The sequence below is a fragment of the Aliidiomarina sp. B3213 genome (assembly GCF_003290085.1).
Taxonomy (GTDB): domain Bacteria; phylum Pseudomonadota; class Gammaproteobacteria; order Enterobacterales; family Alteromonadaceae; genus Aliidiomarina.
Window position 1 is genome coordinate 166,484 of sequence record NZ_QMKJ01000001.1, and the last position, 17,333, is coordinate 183,816.

Annotated in this window: 20 protein-coding genes and 1 pseudogene; 14 read left to right on the forward strand and 7 right to left on the reverse strand. The window is 44.7% G+C overall.

The genetic code is table 11. From position 1 onward, the window contains the following. Nucleotides 1–8: 8 nt before the first annotated feature. From DQX04_RS00825 to DQX04_RS00860, 8 genes are all read left to right on the forward strand, one after another. The gene (locus tag DQX04_RS00825; protein WP_111913905.1) at nucleotides 9–410 is read left to right on the forward strand and encodes a GFA family protein; all 402 of its coding nucleotides are present in this window, start codon (nucleotides 9–11) and stop codon (nucleotides 408–410) included. A gap of 157 nt (nucleotides 411–567) precedes the next feature. After that, nucleotides 568–1,773, forward strand: a complete 1,206-nt coding sequence (pgsB, locus tag DQX04_RS00830) for a poly-gamma-glutamate synthase PgsB (RefSeq protein ID WP_111913906.1) — start codon at nucleotides 568–570, stop codon at nucleotides 1,771–1,773. Further along, complete coding sequence (gene pgsC, locus DQX04_RS00835) at nucleotides 1,770–2,345, forward strand: poly-gamma-glutamate biosynthesis protein PgsC (protein WP_111913907.1); 576 nt, start codon at nucleotides 1,770–1,772, stop codon at nucleotides 2,343–2,345. The genes pgsB and pgsC overlap by 4 nt, the downstream gene beginning before the upstream one ends. A 14-nt stretch (nucleotides 2,346–2,359) precedes the next feature. Then, entirely contained in the window at nucleotides 2,360–3,511 is a 1,152-nt protein-coding gene (gene pgsW / locus DQX04_RS00840) for a poly-gamma-glutamate system protein (RefSeq protein WP_111913908.1), read from the forward strand. Between the two features lie 34 nt (nucleotides 3,512–3,545). Then, a complete protein-coding gene (locus DQX04_RS00845; RefSeq protein ID WP_111913909.1) occupies nucleotides 3,546–3,980 on the forward strand; it encodes an FAD-binding oxidoreductase in 435 nt (144 codons plus the stop codon). 23 nt (nucleotides 3,981–4,003) lie between these two features. Then, on the forward strand, nucleotides 4,004–4,294 hold the full coding sequence (locus DQX04_RS00850) for a hypothetical protein (protein WP_111913910.1): 291 nt from the start codon (nucleotides 4,004–4,006) through the stop codon (nucleotides 4,292–4,294). Next, nucleotides 4,278–4,550 carry a hypothetical protein gene (locus DQX04_RS00855; RefSeq protein ID WP_111913911.1) on the forward strand — a complete coding sequence of 91 codons (273 nt, stop codon included), beginning with the start codon at nucleotides 4,278–4,280 and terminating at the stop codon, nucleotides 4,548–4,550. The genes DQX04_RS00850 and DQX04_RS00855 overlap by 17 nt, the downstream gene beginning before the upstream one ends. A gap of 68 nt (nucleotides 4,551–4,618) precedes the next feature. Further along, nucleotides 4,619–4,912, forward strand: coding sequence for a hypothetical protein (locus DQX04_RS00860; RefSeq protein ID WP_207801067.1), 294 nt, complete (start codon nucleotides 4,619–4,621; stop codon nucleotides 4,910–4,912). A gap of 2 nt (nucleotides 4,913–4,914) precedes the next feature. Here DQX04_RS00860 and DQX04_RS00865 read toward each other — a convergent pair whose 3' ends face one another. Continuing rightward, nucleotides 4,915–5,898: a kelch repeat-containing protein gene (locus DQX04_RS00865; protein ID WP_111913912.1), complete on the reverse strand. Its 984-nt coding sequence runs from the start codon at nucleotides 5,896–5,898 to the stop codon at nucleotides 4,915–4,917. A 151-nt stretch (nucleotides 5,899–6,049) separates the two neighbouring features. On the opposite strand from DQX04_RS00865, the gene DQX04_RS00870 reads away from it, so the two are divergent. Beyond that, nucleotides 6,050–6,703, forward strand: coding sequence for a hypothetical protein (locus tag DQX04_RS00870; RefSeq protein WP_111913913.1), 654 nt, complete (start codon nucleotides 6,050–6,052; stop codon nucleotides 6,701–6,703). A 2-nt stretch (nucleotides 6,704–6,705) separates the two neighbouring features. Here the strand turns inward: DQX04_RS00870 and DQX04_RS12590 are convergent. Beyond that, nucleotides 6,706–7,155 (reverse strand): annotated as a pseudogene (locus tag DQX04_RS12590) (hypothetical protein). 216 nt (nucleotides 7,156–7,371) lie between these two features. Between DQX04_RS12590 and cfa the strand changes: the two are divergent. The 5 genes from cfa to rlmM are packed head-to-tail and all read left to right on the forward strand — an operon-like array spanning nucleotide 7,372 to nucleotide 11,344. Beyond that, complete coding sequence (gene cfa / locus DQX04_RS00880; RefSeq protein ID WP_111913915.1) at nucleotides 7,372–8,490, forward strand: cyclopropane fatty acyl phospholipid synthase; 1,119 nt, start codon at nucleotides 7,372–7,374, stop codon at nucleotides 8,488–8,490. A 53-nt stretch (nucleotides 8,491–8,543) separates the two neighbouring features. Further along, entirely contained in the window at nucleotides 8,544–8,714 is a 171-nt protein-coding gene (locus DQX04_RS12445) for a hypothetical protein (RefSeq protein WP_165831908.1), read from the forward strand. Nucleotides 8,715–8,719: 5 nt separating this feature from the next. Then, nucleotides 8,720–9,649, forward strand: a complete 930-nt coding sequence (locus DQX04_RS00885; RefSeq protein WP_111913916.1) for a transcriptional regulator GcvA — start codon at nucleotides 8,720–8,722, stop codon at nucleotides 9,647–9,649. Nucleotide 9,650: 1 nt separating this feature from the next. Then, nucleotides 9,651–10,271 (forward strand): alpha/beta family hydrolase, encoded by a 621-nt coding sequence (locus tag DQX04_RS00890; RefSeq protein WP_111913917.1) that lies wholly within the window; start codon nucleotides 9,651–9,653, stop codon nucleotides 10,269–10,271. Further along, complete coding sequence (rlmM, locus tag DQX04_RS00895) at nucleotides 10,268–11,344, forward strand: 23S rRNA (cytidine(2498)-2'-O)-methyltransferase RlmM (protein WP_111913918.1); 1,077 nt, start codon at nucleotides 10,268–10,270, stop codon at nucleotides 11,342–11,344. The genes DQX04_RS00890 and rlmM overlap by 4 nt, the downstream gene beginning before the upstream one ends. Here the strand turns inward: rlmM and DQX04_RS00900 are convergent. The 5 genes from DQX04_RS00900 to DQX04_RS00920 form a co-directional block, all read right to left on the reverse strand. Then, on the reverse strand, nucleotides 11,341–12,345 hold the full coding sequence (locus DQX04_RS00900; RefSeq protein WP_111913919.1) for an isocitrate dehydrogenase: 1,005 nt from the start codon (nucleotides 12,343–12,345) through the stop codon (nucleotides 11,341–11,343). The genes rlmM and DQX04_RS00900 overlap by 4 nt on opposite strands. A 142-nt stretch (nucleotides 12,346–12,487) precedes the next feature. Then, the gene (locus DQX04_RS00905) at nucleotides 12,488–13,762 is read right to left on the reverse strand and encodes a hypothetical protein (RefSeq protein WP_111913920.1); all 1,275 of its coding nucleotides are present in this window, start codon (nucleotides 13,760–13,762) and stop codon (nucleotides 12,488–12,490) included. Nucleotides 13,763–13,771: 9 nt separating this feature from the next. Continuing rightward, a complete protein-coding gene (locus tag DQX04_RS00910; RefSeq protein ID WP_207916214.1) occupies nucleotides 13,772–14,140 on the reverse strand; it encodes a DUF3192 domain-containing protein in 369 nt (122 codons plus the stop codon). Nucleotides 14,141–14,162: 22 nt separating this feature from the next. Beyond that, nucleotides 14,163–15,524, reverse strand: coding sequence for a nucleotide 5'-monophosphate nucleosidase PpnN (gene ppnN / locus DQX04_RS00915; protein WP_111913921.1), 1,362 nt, complete (start codon nucleotides 15,522–15,524; stop codon nucleotides 14,163–14,165). A 15-nt stretch (nucleotides 15,525–15,539) separates the two neighbouring features. Further along, a complete protein-coding gene (locus DQX04_RS00920; protein WP_111913922.1) occupies nucleotides 15,540–17,123 on the reverse strand; it encodes a GGDEF domain-containing protein in 1,584 nt (527 codons plus the stop codon). Nucleotides 17,124–17,333 lie beyond the last annotated feature (210 nt).

Here is a 17,333-nt window from a genome sequence, read left to right on the forward strand (position 1 = left end):
AGCAATAAATGAAACAACACATTGGCTCTTGTTTATGCGGCACTGTAAAGTTCGAAGTCAAAGGTGAGTTCGACAGCTTTTATTTGTGCCATTGCCAGCACTGTCAAAAAGATACTGGCAGTGCTCATGCCGCGAATTTATTCTCGCAGTCAGCTCAGCTGAAATGGTTAGTTGGGCAGGATGCAATAAGTACTTTCACGCTTCCAGGTACACGCCATAGTAAAAGTTTTTGTAATCTATGTGGTTCTGCATTACCTAACACTGAAATAGAAGGTTTGCTTGTCGTGCCCGCGGGGTGCTTAGATTCAAAAGTGCCTTTGGAACCTACAGCACATATTTTCACTTCTAGTAAACCGTGTTGGGATATAGATCAAACCAAACTTCCTTCATTCGAAAAACTTCCCCGTTAAACTTCTCATAACTTACCTTTCAGTACAGTTTCAAAATACCTCTATGCCTTTAGTGGCGTGCGTTATAAAAGTGTAAAGGCGCCTCTATTTATTGGTTTTTTCTCTCCTGCTTCGGTAAAAGAGGGATTACTTATGTGTGTATGAAAAGGGAGCGATTATGGATATACCTGTTTTGCTCGCTATTGTTGCGGGGTTGTGGATAGCTCTCGTATTTGCTGGTGCTTTGGAGGCATTGAAGCATCGTTGGTTGGTTAGCCGTGTTCCTGTACGAGTTCATGTGAATGGTACACGGGGTAAAACCAGTGTAACGCGTTTAATTGCTGCCGGATTGCGTTCAGGGGGTAAGCGTGTGTGTGCGAAAACTACTGGTTCTGCTGCTGCGATTACCGACCCCAATGGCCGTGAGTTTCCTATTTATCGAATTAGTGGCGCTAACATTATTGAGCAAATGCGCACACTAAAACGGATGTCGAAGTTAAAGCCCGATATTGTGGTGATGGAGTGTATGGCGCTTCAACCGCAATACCAGTCTTTAAGCGAGCTGCGTATGGTGCGTTCAAATGTTGGTGTGATTACCAACGCGCGCCCCGATCATTTAGATGTAATGGGGCCAAAAGAAGAAGACGTAGCACTAGCGTTGGCGGGAAGTACGCCAGTGAAGGGTAATTTATTCACGGCTGAAAGAGACTTACTACCTACCTTTGAACATTCTTGCAAAGACCGTCAGTCGCAACTTCATGGTGTTACTTTAGAAGAAGTAGAGGCTATTTCAGACGATACCATGAGCTTGTTTCGTTATGCCGAGCACAAAGAAAATGTGGCTTTGGCTTTGAATGTTTGTGAGCACTTGGGTGTAGAACGAGACAAAGCTTTGAAAGGCATGACAAAACTTGAGCCTGAGCCTGGGGCTATGCAAGTTCTTCATGTGAGTTATTTCAAACGTGAAATTGTGTTTGTGAATGGCTTTGCAGCGAACGACCCAGAGTCTACCGGCAAGATTTGGGAAAACATGGTGGACAAGTTTGGTAAAGGGCGAAAAAAAATCATGCTTATTAATTGTCGTGCGGACAGGCCACACCGTTCTCAGCAAATGGCTGAAGAAGCTGGGAAGTGGACTAAAGCAGACAAGGTGATTCTTATGGGATCAGGTTGTTTTGTATTTGTGCGTAGCGCTGTAAAACACGGAATTGATCCAGAAAAGCTGCTGGTTCTTGAGGGCGGCGACATGACCGACATTACCGAAACTATTTTAGAAGAGTCGGCAGGTCATGGTTTGGTGATTGGTATGTGCAATATTCATGGTGGCGGTGAAGAGGTCGCGCGTTTCTTCCAGAACCGTGCCGTTAAAGAGGAAGATTTATGATAGCGCTTAATATATTGGCTGTAGCCATTGGTATCGGCTTGTTCTTTACATTGTTACTTACGCACACTTTAGGGTTAGCGGCTGGTGGTCTTGTCGTGCCTGGTTATGTGGCTCTGCAACTTACTGATCCACTAAGTTTAGGCATTACTTTGTTGGCGGCATTGATGACTTATTTGATTGTTAAAGTGATTGCGAGCTTTGCCATTATTTATGGTCGTCGGCAAACCATTATTATGATTTTAACTGGCTATTTAATCGCAGGCTTGTTCGATTTGTTTATTGGTAACTTGGTAAATTGGACCGACTTGCAAATGGTCGCGGGCAGCGACGGCACCCAAGCTCGTGTGGGCACACTAGACTCGACGTTCATGATGACCGTAATGGAAAGCAGTATTATTGGTTACATTATTCCGGGGCTCATCGCTATTTGGTTCGAACGCCAAGGTGTATTGCAAACCTTATGTGGCCTTGCTGTTACAGCAGTTTTGGTAAGGTTGGCGTTAATTGTCATTATGCCTGAGTCGCTACAAATGTATGAAGCAAGCCGCGCCTTTCAAATGCCCGGTTGGTAACAGGAGACCCTTGAATGAGTAGTTTTACTAAAATTTATTGGCGCTCTTCAGGTGTACCAACCTGGGGACTTATTTTCCTTATTATTGTGGCTGTTATTGTGATGGTAGCCGCGGAAAACATGAAGCAACGCGACCCCGTTGTGGAAGAGAATTACGCCACTATGGTGAATGCGGCGAAAATCATGCGTGACGGCATGGAAGTTTTGCGGCCACTCCGAGCTCAAATTGCACCGATTAATCCAGAGTTTGATCCCCAGCGTTCGGGCTTAATCGGTCTGGAAAACAGCGTGGTAACCACGAATCAAGGTGGTCGGGAAGCCAAGCAAACCACGGTGAACCCAAACTGGGCGGCTGTTGCCGTGAAATTGTTGGCAGACGCAGGAGTGCAATCTGGTGATTTGGTTGCGGTAACGGTATCAGGCTCTTTTCCAGCGTTGAACCTAGCGGTGTATTCGGCTCTGGAGGCAATGGAAGCAGACGCAGTTATTGTGGCTTCCGCATCCTCTTCTCAGTGGGGCGCGAATGTTCCAAATTTCCTTTGGTTAGACATGGAGCGTGAACTTCGCGAAGCTGGCGTAATGTCGCTACACGCTGAATACTCATCAATTGGCGGTATTGAAGATCGTGGTATTGGAATTGCTGAGGAAGGCTTGCAGTCGATCAGGAACTCAATAAGCAGAGCGAATGTTGAATTTATTGACCCTGCAAATTACCAAGAAGCGGTTGCTGACCGTATTGCTATTTTCCGTGAATACTCCGCAGAGAGAAATTATGCGGCTTACATAAACGTTGGTGGTGGTGCCACGGTAGTCGGGCCCCCGGGAATCGATGATATGTTTCGTTCTGGCTTACAAAAGGACGCCCCAGCACGTGCTTTCGCGGTAGAAACTGTAATGGGTTACTTTTTGAAAGAAGACATTCCGGGCATTCATTTCATAGGCATTAAAAATATGGCTGAACGGCATGGTTTACCCCTTATGCCTCCTGAAATTGTGCCGGTAGGGAATGGCGGGGTTTACTCTGCGACCACATACAACCGTTGGTTAGCGCTAGTTTTAGCTATCGGACTGTTTGGCCTGACGTGGTTAATTGTTCGTTCTGCACGAATTACTAGCTTATGGCAACGCTCAGGTCGCAGTGGTAAAGGTACCAAACCAATGGTTTAATATGATTTTGGCAGCCAAGTGAAAGGAGCGATGAGTGTTGAAATACTGGATTATTTTATTCTCACTATGCTCATTTTCCACATGGGCTGCCGAAATTCGACCGTTTACTTCTGACGGTTGTAGTGCGTTTCCAGACGGCACGTTCGAGCAGAACGAACTTTGGTTGTCGTGCTGCAGAGGTCATGACTATACCTACTGGAAAGGCGGTACGTATGACCAACGAGTCGCTGCAGACGAGGAGCTTGAGAGTTGCGTAGCCCAAGTAGGAGAGCCGGAAATTGCGGCTCTTATGCTAGGAGGCGTCCGAGTTGGTGGAACTCCGTACTTGCCTACACGGTTTCGCTGGGGCTATGGCTGGCCTTATCCAAGAGGATACAAAGCACTCACAGAAGACGAATTAGCTCAAATTAGGGCGTTAGAAGATTCTGAGAACCGGATAAACACTAGGTCGACTCATGGTATTGATTAAGTACATGGAATAAGGATATTCACATGAAAAAAGCGTTAAGAGTTTCATTTCTTGTTGGACTCGCAGCAGCGTTTTGGGTTCTCTTTGGCGATTCGTATCAGTTTCGTTTTAACTACTCACCACTTAATAATTTATCATTTGCCGCTTTATGTATTGGCGTTCCAGCGCTATTGGTGGCCAGTGCAATGACGTTTAAGTCTGATCTCATAAAGCTCCCTGGGGTTACTATAGGTCTTTTATTACTGCTTGGCCCTGGCTTTGCAGTCGCGGGATTTGCCGGTTTCATTGGTGTTAGCAATGTACTCGACCCCTAACAGTAACCGTTATAAAGTCATCGATGTGGCTTCAAATGAACTCCATACTTTTCGTTTGTATCAGACTAATTGTGGGGCAACCTGTGATTTTGGTTTATTGCTGCAAAAAGAGATTGATACCCCATTAGGTTTTCGGTTTGTTAAAGAAGTTTGGTCGATGTCTTCGGCCTACGAAGCAGAACTTTTAATCACCCCAGATCGTGTGCAAGTTTTTTACGAGGGAGCTGTTGTGGCGAACCTTGAAACAAATATCTAGCATTTTGGTAAAGGGGAGAGCTAAACTAATCCTCCCTTAAGGCCTAACGATTAAAAGGTGTGAAAACAATGAGTAGCCATTTGTTAATGAACAATCGGGTGTTTGTTTGGATTGCTGTGGCAACTTGTTTGTTGTTGCTTGTTCCTTTTATTGCTATGCAACTTACACCTGAAGTGAATTGGAGTTTAAGCGATTTCATTATTATGGGTGGGCTATTGTTCGTTTCTGGGTCTTCATTTGTGCTTATCGCTCGTAAAACGCAGGCTAAACACCGCATACTGGTAGGTGTTTTGGTGCTAGCCTTAACGCTTTATATTTGGGCTGAGCTTGCTGTGGGTATTTTTACAAACCTTGGTAGCTAATTTTACTCACCAACGTTAAACACCTGAATGGTATCCAAGGTTTCGTAGTCGCCATTATTCGCCTCGTATACGCCGCCAATCACATAGATTTCATCACCCACAACTGCCGCAGAACTATGACGTCTGGGTTGATAGGGCAGATCAGAATAGGACCATTGCATAGTGTTGAAGTTAAACTCCAGCACTTGGTCTAATACGGAGTAACTTCCGAAAACGTAAAGTGTGTCTTGGTGAATCGCTACGGAGTGCGCACTAGTTGCCACGGGCATCTCTGGCATCGGTTCCCAAGTGTCATTTTCGGGGTTATAGCAATCAAATCTTGAGAACACGCGGTCTTGATGCTGGCTATAGCCACCCACAGCGCAGACTCTATTTTGGTATGTAAAAACTTTAGTTTGGCGCGCATCAGGAAGGTCGGCAACACGGCTCAATGTTTCGTTTTCGAAATCATAAACAGTAACTAACCCTAACGATTGAAATTGTTCGTTTTCTCCATTTTCGTCAAATTGACGAACTGTACCTCCGACAATGTAAATCTTACCATCTAAAATCGCCGCACCTGTGTTTTCACGCGGGACTTCCATTGTTAATTGTTTTAGTTGTCCGTTTCTTGTATCAATAATGTCAATCTGTGGTTCTGAGACAGACCTACCCCGATAGCCCCAGCCACCAAATACGTAAATTGAGCTTTGTCCGTCCCAAATAGCAGAACTGTAGGTTCTTGGTTTTATTAAAACAGGCATGTTCGTTACTGTTTTAGATTCGGTGTCAATTCGTTCGATATTTCTATAAAAAAGGCCGTCGGTATGTCCGCCACTGATGACATATATAAAGTTCCCTACGGTTGCAACTGAAGTACCATAGCGGGGCGATTGTAATGTAAAGTCGTTTGTTTCTGCGTATTCATGTGTACTCGCGCAGCTGCTCAACAGCAATGCGATCGTTGAAGCAAGAATGGCTTTATAAATAACCTTATTGGAGAGCATGAAACGTCCTTTTATTCTGTTCCTATTTAAAGCAACTAGTCTAAATAGTCCAAGCTCAACTGTAAACGAATTGTTATAAATTATGTTGTGAATTTAATGATTTTCACGCTATTGTACCTCCCGATACTTGCATAAAAGTAAGGGAATACTTATGAAAAACTTTTTATTTATCTTATGTATCGCTGGGATTGCCTTTTGGTTTGGTCATAAAGCCTCCCAGTCCGATAAAACAGCAGAACTAACGGAGCGTGTAGCGGAAAGAGTGCAGGAGCGTAATACTCGAAATTCTGGGCCTTCAACGGCTTCTCTGGTCGTTGATAATGACGTATCTAATGAAACGAGTAACATGATTATTCAAGAGCAGTTCGAATCCCCTGAAGTAAGTTCAGACGTGTCACTAGCGTCATTTCTAACGTCTAGCGATGAAGCTTTATTGTTTGATACTTCCCACTTAGATCATTTCAATGCAATGGAATATCACTACGCGATCACCAATCTCGATTATTTGAGTGATAAGACCAATTTGTCTTATGAGGTTGAGCAACAACTTAGTACTGCAATTAATGATTATGAAGGTACGAGCCAAGAGGCTTTGAGGTGCTCTGGAAGTGTCTGTGGTGTGATGTTTTCCGGGCAAACACGCGAGGAAGTTAATCTTGCATTAGATGGCATGATTAGAAATGAGAGTTTGAACAGCTTCAGTAAGGGCGGGGTATTGCGCTACGTTGAGGAAAACGGTGTTCATTATGGCGTTGTTGTTATGGTAATTGGTGGGGAAGAAACACCGCCATTAAGTCTTCAATAAGATTATTCATAACGAAGTGAAATACCCAACTTGGCTTGCCGCTTAATCTCAGAATCTAGGTCTAGGCAAAGCATCGGATTTTGCCTACCTTGAGGCGTAAGCGTAAGCAATAAAGTATTCTTTTGAACCGTGGTTTTAAGAAGCAATTGTGACGGCTGCCGATCGGTATTAAACAACACGGCTAAACGCAGTAGCGACAAGCAGCGATAAAGAGTTTGTTGTTCATGTAAATGAAAGTCAGGCCATTGCTCCAGCTTTATTTTCCTTCGATGGTTTCCTGCAAGTGCAGAAACAAAGAATTACTCTTCTTTGCTAAAGCCTGGCATGTCAGCATGCCGCAGTATGTAGCCTGAATGCTTTTGTAAACCGCTTGAATTCACCGATAGTCCAACTTCTTGCAGAACGCGCTCGTTAAACGACAGCCAACTTAATTCTTTTGGGTAAAACTTCATGAAGCACTCTTACCGTTTGTTATGGCTCGATTTTAGCGTGTTTATTTGCAAGAACTGTGACCGTTTTATGACAATGCATGGAAGGTGTAGAAAAGCCTTACTGTATGTATATGTTTACGAAGCAACCTGCGTTAATTGTGGTTAAAGCTTCATCGTTAGAAAGTGTCCATTTAGATTATATGTTGACCTATAAGTAGAACATGGTGCGGAGACTTTATGTTTAAAAGTAAATCCGAAGACATTGTGAAACGACTGCTGGATATTGCGGGTATTGAGGTAAACGGCTCAAACCCTTGGGATATTCAAGTGCACGACAAGCGTGTATACGACCGAGTGATGGCGCAAGCTAACTTAGGTTTAGGTGAAAGTTATATGGAAGGTTGGTGGGAGTGTGACCAACTGGACGAGTTTTTCTTCCGTGTGTTGTCTGCAAAACTAGGTAGCAAAATTAGCCCCATGGGCCTTATTGGTCATTTCATTCGGTCCCGATTAGTGAACAGGCAAACTCCAAAAAGAGCATGGCAAGTAGGTAAAGAACATTACGATCTGAGTAATGAGTTTTACGAGGCAATGCTTGATTCAAGGATGACCTATACCTGCGGTTACTGGCAAGAAGCCGAAACACTTGAACAAGCGCAAGAGCATAAACTGGAGCTGATTTGCCAGAAGATGAAGCTTAAACCTGGTATGCGAGTGCTCGATATAGGATGTGGCTGGGGTAGCTTTATGAGCTATGCCACTAAGCATTACGACGTAAAGTGTGTTGGCGTCACTATTTCTAAAGAGCAAGTAGCGTGGGCAAAAGAGCGTTATCAAGATTTAGATATGGATTTCCGTTTACAAGATTACAGAGAAGTGGACGAAACATTTGACCGTATAGTTAGTGTGGGCATGTTTGAACACGTGGGCGGAAAAAACTATGAGTCTTTCTTTGAGGTCGCAGAAAAATGCTTAGAAGAAGACGGTTTAATGCTTTTACACACGATTGGTAAGAACTTAACAGGTACGACACCGGACCCTTGGATAGACCGATATATATTCCCTAATGGTGAACTTCCTTCGATGGAGCAAATTACTAAGGCGAGTGAAACTCACTTTGTAGTCGAAGATGTACATAACTTCGGTGCTGATTACGATAAAACATTGATGGCCTGGCACGACAACTTTGCTGAAAACTGGCCACAATTTAAGGACGAGTTGGGTAATACCTTTGAGCGCATGTGGCGTTACTATTTGCTCTCCTGTGCGGGCGCTTTTCGTGCGCGAGACATTCAGTTATGGCAATGGGTATTTTCAAAAAATGGGCTGCGGGGCGGTTATCGTCGCGTTTCTTAGCGTACGTTGAAGCCGATGCGTGTTATACTTGGCGCATGTAGAGGAGGCAGCCTATGACCAAGCAACGAGAAACTGTGTTTCAGGTCTCGACTAACCGCAGTCGGGCGTCTCATCGTGTGCGTTATGTAGAAAGTAGTGCTCCCCCAGAAGGTGAATGCCGACTATGTGTGGGCACATTAACGGAAAAGCCGAAAAAGAACGAAGCTGAAAAGGAAAACGACTAGCCTACATGCGCAAGTTACCACCGCTCAATTCATTAAAATCTTTTGAAGCTGCCGCCCGCCATTTAAGTTTTACTAAGGCGTCGGAGGAGCTTTTTGTGACTCAAGCAGCTGTGAGCCATCAAGTGAAAACCCTTGAAGATTATTTGGGTATTCATTTGTTTCTGCGAAAGAACAGAAACTTACTACTCACCGAAGCAGGGCAAGCGTACTACCTTGAAATACGCCAGATGTTTGAGCACCTCACTCAGGTTACCGGTAAAATCATGTTGGCTAGTGAGCAAGGGGCTCTTACGGTTTGTGTGCCACCGGGTTTTGCCATTTTATGGCTTGTACCTCGCTTAAGTCGTTTCCATGAGCTTTACCCAGACATCGACGTGCGCCTGAAGGCTGTAGACGAAGTGACCGGCTCTTTAACCGATTACGTCGATATTGCGATTTACTATGGTCGCGGGACTTGGCAAGGGATTCGTGCCAATAGGTTGCATAAAGAACAGCTTATTCCAGTGTGCTCGCCATTGTTGTTGAAAGGAGAGAAGCCGCTCAATAAGCCAAGTGACTTACTTAACCACACTTTGCTTCACGACGAGACACGAAATGCGTGGCGAGACTGGTTTGATATGGTCGGTGAAGAAACGCCGAAAAAATTGAATGGGTTGGTGTTTAGCCATTCTGCATTGGCAATGAAAGCAGCAGTTCATGGGCAAGGCATAGCGCTAGCGAATAATGTATTGGCAAAGCCCGAAATAGACTCAGGGCACCTTGTGCAAGTGTTCCCAGAAACCTTACCCACCAATGATGCTTTTTATTTGGTGTGCCGCGAGTCACAAGCTGATGCAGGGAAGATTGAGTCTTTCCGTGACTGGATATTGAGTGAAGTAGAGCGAGACGAAGCCGAGTTATCTTCAGTTGAGTGCGCAGCTTCGGAGCAATCTTAATATGCAAAAGGAACCGAAAGCCATTATTTTATTTGGTCACGGAGCGGGAGCAGGGCCTGAGAGTGAGTTTATGCAAACCATAGGGCATGCTTTGACCGAAAGAGGGTTTGTCGTTGTGTTTCATGTGTTTCCGTACTGGCAGAAGGTATTGGAAACCGGTAAAAAACGTCCACCTGATAAAGCTGAAAAGCTAGATGAAAGCTTTATTGCAGCAGCTCAGCAATTAAAAAATGAATACCCCAAGACTCCGTTGCTGGTGATGGGAAAGTCTATGGGTGCACGTGTGGCTTTTCGTTGTGCGCAAAAAGTAGAGGCTGCAGCTCGAATTGGTCTTGGTTTTCCTTTTCATCCGCCAGGCAAGAAAGACAAACATAGAATGAACGAAATAGAAGCTTTGCAAATGCCGAGTTTAATTGTGCAAGGAGAGCGTGATCCATTTGGGAATGTCGAGGCCGTAAAAGAGTTTGCGAGCCAGTATGCAAGTTTGAATGATATCGAGATTTCATGGGTTCCAGCAGGAAACCATGATTTGAAACAACCGAAACGTATAGATGATCTGGCTAAAACAAGCTGGGAAAACATCGTGTCAAATATAGAGAAGTGGTGGGAGAGCGTTCAATGAGTAGTGTGGTGCTATATTGCCGTAGTGGTTTTGAAGGTGAGTGCGCTGCGGAAATCCAAGAGCGCGCAGGCCAATTAGGAGTTTATGGATACTGTAAAACCCAGCCCAATACCGGCATGGTGTTATACGTATGCATGGCCGAAGAAGCCGACCATATTGGACGAAAGGTATCTATCGATTCATTAGTTTTTGCACGGCAATTGTGGGTGAGTGTGGGTGAGTCGAATACGTTGTCGGTTGATGACCGCGTCACTCCGCTTTTGGAGCTGCTGCCTGAAGACTTTCAAGTATGTGGTCAGTTGTGGACAGAAACGACTGACACGAATGACGGCAGAGCACTTTCTCCTCTATGTAAAAAAATAACGCCAGCCTTAACAAAGGCGTTAAGAGCGAAAGGTGTGCTTACGGAAGAACCGAAAACAAATCGTCCTACGTTACACGTGCTGTTTCGAAGCACCCATGCCGCTATGATCGGTTATTCCTACAGTTATAATCACGCACCTTATGCTATGGGCATTCCTCGTATCCGTTCGCCGAAGCTTAGCCCAAGTCGTTCTGGCGCTAAACTAGCCGAAGCTTTTAAAGTGATGGTGCCCAAAGAAGAGTATGAACAGCGCATTCATTCAGGAATGAATGCGGTAGACCTTGGAGCATGTCCTGGTGGTTGGACAGCCGTGCTTGTTGCTGAAGGCATGATGGTAAGTGCAGTAGATAACGGCGCAATTGATGAACAACTTATGGAAACCGGACAAGTTAAACATTTTCGAGAAGACGGGTTTGTTTTCAGACCGAAAAAACGAAATGTTCACTGGCTGGTGTGCGACATGGTGGAGAAGCCGGTGAAGGTAGCGCACTTGATGGCTGACTGGTTTATCGAAGGCTACTGCGAAAATGCCATGTTCAATTTGAAGCTACCCATGAAGCAGCGTTATGCGGCTACTCAACAGTATTTAGAGGCTATTAAGGAAAGGTTGGCCGAGGCAGGAGTTCGTGGTTATGAACTCACTGCTCGGCACTTGTACCATGATCGTGAAGAAATCACGGTTTACTTAAGAAAGCGCCTTAAATCTTAAAGGCGCTCTAGAATAGCTTGAGTGAACTCGTCTGTGCCGTGTTCGCCACCTAAGTCGCGAGTTGTTCTGTCGCCACTTTCAATGGTTTCGCGAAGTGCGTTTAGAATGCGTTTCGCGTTGTCTTGCTGACCTAAATGCTCAAGCATTTGTACAGCAGCTAGAATAACAGAACTTGGGTTCGCCAAGTTTTGCCCGGCGATATCTGGTGCAGAACCATGAACCGCTTCGAAGATTGCACAGTCTTGACCGATGTTCGCACCAGGCGCCATACCTAAACCACCTACAAGACCTGCACAAAGGTCCGAAATAATATCGCCAAATAAGTTGGTGGTTACGATAACGTCGAAGTTTTCAGGGGTCATCACTAATTTCATGCATGTTGCATCGACGATCATCTCTTCAGACTGAATATCCGGGTAGTCTTTTGCGACTTCACGGGCAACGCTAAGGAACAAGCCTGAAGTAGACTTTAATATATTTGCTTTGTGAACTGCTGTAACTTTCTTACGGCCCTCACGTCGCGCCACTTCGTATGCAAAACGAACGATACGCTCACAACCCGCACGAGTAACTTTACTCATGGCTTCAGCTTCAGAACCGTCAGCTGAAGTTGTTTGACCCAAACCTGAATACATACCTTCTGTATTTTCACGAATGGTAATAATGTCGATGTTGTCGTAACGTGCTTGTGTGCCTTTGAAAGAAACAACTGGACGCAGGTTCGCGTACAAGTTGAACTGCTTTCTTAACGTTACGTTAATTGACGTAAAGCCACCACCTACAGGTGTAGTAAGAGGACCTTTTAATGTTACTTTATTGCGTTCGATAGCGTTCAAAGTCGTGTCTGGAAGTAATTCCCCATGTTTATCTAGCGCCACTAAGCCCGCGTCTGCAAACTCATAATTTAAGTCACATCCTGCTTTGTCTAAAATCTTAATTGTTGCATCGATAATATCTGGGCCGATTCCGTCTCCCGGAATAACTGTGATTGTGGTGCTCATGCTCGATTCCTTCTAGGTTTAACTACGAACGCTTGGGAATATAAAAAGGGCGTATAGTTTACACGAAGTTGTATGTCATTTTCGACTTTGATGCATACAACCTTAGTATATGTAGTATTTATTTAGAAAATATGTCGGTAAATTACAGCGGAATAGGCTCGAACGGGCAGTAAAGACCATAGTTGTGCGCGCTGGTATGAATAACGTCATTGAACTCGGTCCAAGAAACCCCTAGCGCACTGAGATACTCGCTTAATGTGTGCTGCCATTCTGAAGGAACCTCGCCGCCTTTTTCGTACATGATAAGTGCCGCCATAGCGCTGAGTTGGCAAAGCACGGCTAAACGATTAGTTGGCTGCTCTGGTTGAGCAAGGAAGTTAACCAACCGAGGAGAAAGCCGCCAATATTCAGCAAGTTTCATAGCACGGTGAAGGTTTGGCTTTTTCGGCATGGTTTGCCAGTCGGTAGGTTGTACCCTTGCGCTAGAGCTTTTAGGTAATGGTTTCCAATGAACCTGTGTGGTCCAGTTGGGGTGATACCAGCAGTCATAGACCCATAAATAGCTGAGCAAATCTGGGTGGCAGGGCATATCTACATTAACAAGCTGGAGCAAACTTTCTAATACACGAGACAAGAATGTTCTTAGCACTAATAGCGGTTCTCGTAATGGAAAATAAGGGTAGTTTAAATGGGTTTCAAAATGAGAAACCAAGATAAGCTCCCGACTGCGCTCTGGTCCCAGCCACAATAATGATTGTTTCAAGCCTAGCAGGTGGGTCTGCTCTGTTTGCGCGGTTGCTTGTTCACGAAGGCGGTCGCTAAGACTTGGATGGCTCTCTAATGCTTGAATGACTTTAGGGAATACTTCGTCGTTATCTGGCCAATTTCGAATAGCCACTAATAATTTTCTAGGTAGTGGTTTGACGCTTTTTACTGGAGCAGATTCTAGGAATTGCAGCTGGTAGTGCACAAGTTGTGAAACAAGCTCCAAACCGTCAGAAAGGTTCTTATATCGAGTCAACTTAGCCAAAGCTCTACCTAGCGAACTACCATTCCATAGACTTTCTACTGTCACTTGAGCAACACGAATAATTTGGCTTGGCGGTCTTCTGAAATTGCCAGAAGCTCCCTTATAACGGCTTAAAATAACTTGGGATAACAAGCTTAATGTGTAGCGTTTGGACATTTGTCGGTAATGGCAGGTCCAACAAACGAGAAGTAGTTCAGCACTTACAAAAGGGTAAACTTTAGAGGTGTTTTGCGCTTGTAAAATTTCCAGTGCCGACAGTAATGTGAGTTCTTTAATGTCAGCAACTTCGAGGGTTTGTTGGGTTATTGCAGCAAGGGTTTCAGTGTCAACTCTAGACTCAGCAAAAACCAACTGTAAGCGGTTATGAAGGTCGAGAAGTGGCTTCATAGAATGACCTTAACCGGCGTAGTCTCGATAAGCTGTGTCGCCCCAAGCTACGAGTTGATCAGTTTGGAAAATAAGCGGCGTTGTTTCGTCACGCGTGGTCACACCGTCTGAAGTAACGTGATGAGTTCGATAAAAAAGAACCAATAACTCCCCGTCGTCAGTCACAATACCTTCGCTGATGTCTGGCGGACCTAGTAATCTTAGTACTTCTTCGCGCCCAGTTCCTAAGGCTAAGCGACCGATGTATTTACGATTAAATACTTCACGCTCACGCCATGTCATATTCTCTGGGTTCGCGGTGTGAAAAGTGAGCACGCTGCCGGCAATAAGTGCGTACACAACAAAACCCATAAGTGCTATTAAAAAACCTTTTAACACCGCAAACTCCTCGTTTGAGAACTTAGTCCTTGGTTACTACTCGGTAACACGGCTCGTAAGCTGTACCACCGGGTAACTTCATTCGGTCTTGCTCAACAAAAGCTTTCAGTAGTGTGTCGAGTGACTTCATTAATGACGGTTCGCCGTTGATTTCATACGGACCATTTTTACGAATTTCAGCAATTCCTGGCGCTTTCACGTTACCGGCAACAATCGCAGAGAATGCACGGCGTAGGTCTGCCGCTAATTGATCTTTTGGACGATCGCGGTGTAAGTCAAGCTTCGCTACATTCTCATGAGTTGGCTCAAACGGATGCTGGAATTGTTCTTCAATGTGTAACGTCCAGTTAAAGTAGTACGCGTCACCGCTTTCACGACGGTAGCGTTTCACCGCCGCCATACTTGCTTGTAAGTGCTGAGCTACCGCTTCAGGATCTTCAATTATAATGGTGTACCACTGGGTTGCTTCTTCACCCAAGGTTTCACGAATAAACTGGTCCAGCATTACGAAGTAATCTTTACTGCTTTCAGGTCCCGTAAGCACAATAGACAGTGCTTGGTTCTTGTTATTTGGGTGCATCATAATGCCGAGAAGATAAAGCACTTCTTCGGCCGTTCCCGCGCCACCAGGGAAAACAATAATGCTGTGAGCGCAGCGTACGAATGCCTCTAGACGCTTTTCTATGTCTGGCATGATTACGAGTTCGTTCACAATAGGGTTTGGCGGCTCTGCGGCAATAATGCCCGGCTCGGTAAGTCCTAAATAACGGGCGTCTTTCATGCGTTGTTTTGCATGACCAATCGTTGCGCCTTTCATAGGGCCTTTCATGGCTCCTGGGCCGCAACCTGTGCAAATATTGAATCCACGCAAGCCCAATTCATAGCCAACAACTTTAGAGTATTTGTATTCTGCTTCGTTGATGGAATGGCCACCCCAGCACACAACCATGTCGGGTTCATGAATAGGTTTCAACGTATTCGCATTGCGTAGAATGTCGAACACAATATGGGTTAGGTGACGAGAGTCGCAGTTTTGGAGCATTGACTCTGGGTAACGTTCACCTACGAATAGAATGTCACGCAATACAGATTCAACGTGCTCGCGAATACCTACAATCAACTCGCCGTCGACAAAGGCGCTTGGCGGTGGGTTAATAAGCTCAAGCTTTACGCCTCGTTCACGGCGAAGCACATTCACTTCAAATTCATTGTGTTGATTGAAAATGTCGTCGGCGTTGTCGGTATGGCTACCTACGTTCAATACTGCAAGAACGCAGTTTCTAAAAAGCTTGTATAAAGCACTGTTTGTGGACTGCTGTAGTCGGTCTATCTCAACCTGAGAAAGCAAGGACATGCTGCCTTGCGGTGATAATGAAATGCGCATGATGCCGTTTCTCTCCTAGCGGCTATCAATCACAACTCGGTTGCGCCCTTGCTGTTTTGCTTCGTAAAGGGCCTTATCTGCACGCTCGAACACTGTACTCATTGTGTCTTGGTCTTTGAATTCTGCAGCACCAACGGAAATTGTGATTGAAATGTCGTTGTTTTTAAACTTGAAAGGAATACTTTGAATACGCTTTCTTGCTTTTTCAAGAGGCTCAAGTAAACCAGTCAATTCCGTTTGTGGGAAAATGATAACAAATTCTTCCCCGCCGAAACGCGCCACAAAATCAGTACCTCGTAGCGACTTTTTCAGCATATTGGCGATGACTTGTAATGTTTTGTCACCTGCAATGTGACCATAAGAGTCGTTAATTCTTTTAAAATGGTCTATGTCAGCGACGGCAATAGCAAGCGGCGTACCGTAGCGTTGCCAGCGCTTAAATTCTAATTCTAGTCTTTCTTCAAAAGCTGCTCGGTTTGGAAGCTTCGTTAGGCTGTCCTGTAAGCTCTTAAATTTCTGTTCTGACAGTTTCTGTTTGTAACCTTCTGCTTCGTCTTCCAATTCCATTATTTTAGACTGAGCCGCTTCTAATTCGCTTTTTAATAATTGATGACTACGCGACTGCAAAGCTTGTTTCTGCCCGAGTGTAGTAACCAAAGTTTCCACATGAACACCAACTTGCTGTGTAAGCTCGCTTAAGTTACATGCATTCGCCGCCGATTCGCTCAATGCTTTAATGCCTTCATCAAGTTTTTTGTCGAGCGTTTTATGTGCTTGCTCGGCTTTGTCTGTTGCTTTTATAGAGCGCGCAACAGAGTTCGAAACATTACCTAAAACTTCGTTTAAACTTTCCAGGAATACTTGTGCGTTTTGGCGTTCTTCATTAATACCTTGAACAATTAAACGAACAACTTGTACGCATGAAAGTACGAACTGGTCTTCGCTTAAACCACTGATAAGCTGCTGGCGAATGTTTTGTAAGCCTGTTGCCGCTGTACCATTTAAGTCGATAAGCGAAATTAAATTCACAAGCTCCTCGCGGAGCTCTGCGTACTTATTGTCGCCATCTTGTTTAAGCTGCTCGAGCATACCTTGGCTGTTACCATTCGATACACGAATGTCCATGCTTTTTTGATAAAGCTCAACCAATTGGGTTAAATACGGCAAGTAATGCAGAACAGAAAATGCTGGGCCCTCAACTTGCGTGATTAAGTCTCGAATTTCTTCGCGGATAGGCTTAGGAAGGTTGCTTAGCTTTTGTAGTCGGCGCGCAGCGGCAAGCATACGTGACTGAGTTGTTTGTAACTCGCGCTGCACGCGTGAGCCATGTTGTTGAAGTACTAAACTGACATCATCCATGACTGGAATAACCGCGTCGATCTTGTCGACACGAGTCATGGCTGAACTCATTTTACTTAGTTTATGGTCTAAGTCTCCGTCGATACCACGAAGCGTGTTTCCTAAGCGTGCGATGAACTGAGTAAGGTTGTTTATGTCTGTACGATAGGTTTTCTCGAGTTGCTCACGTAAGTGGCGGCTTTCCTCAAGTTGGGCCTTTAAACTGCTTGACTCTGAATTAGGATTGCTGTGTTTGCTCACTCGTATTACTCAACTCGTTATTAACAGGTAAATACCGAGACACTTAGTTTACGAAAAAACTACCTGTTAAGACAAAAAAACAATAGTCGTCAGAAGGTTACTTAAACGACTGTATCGTAAAAAATTAGATGTGCCAATTAAACTATAGAAAACATCTCTTATTTTAACATAGCTAGCTGATTGGGTTGAGTATTAATCAATCAAAATGAC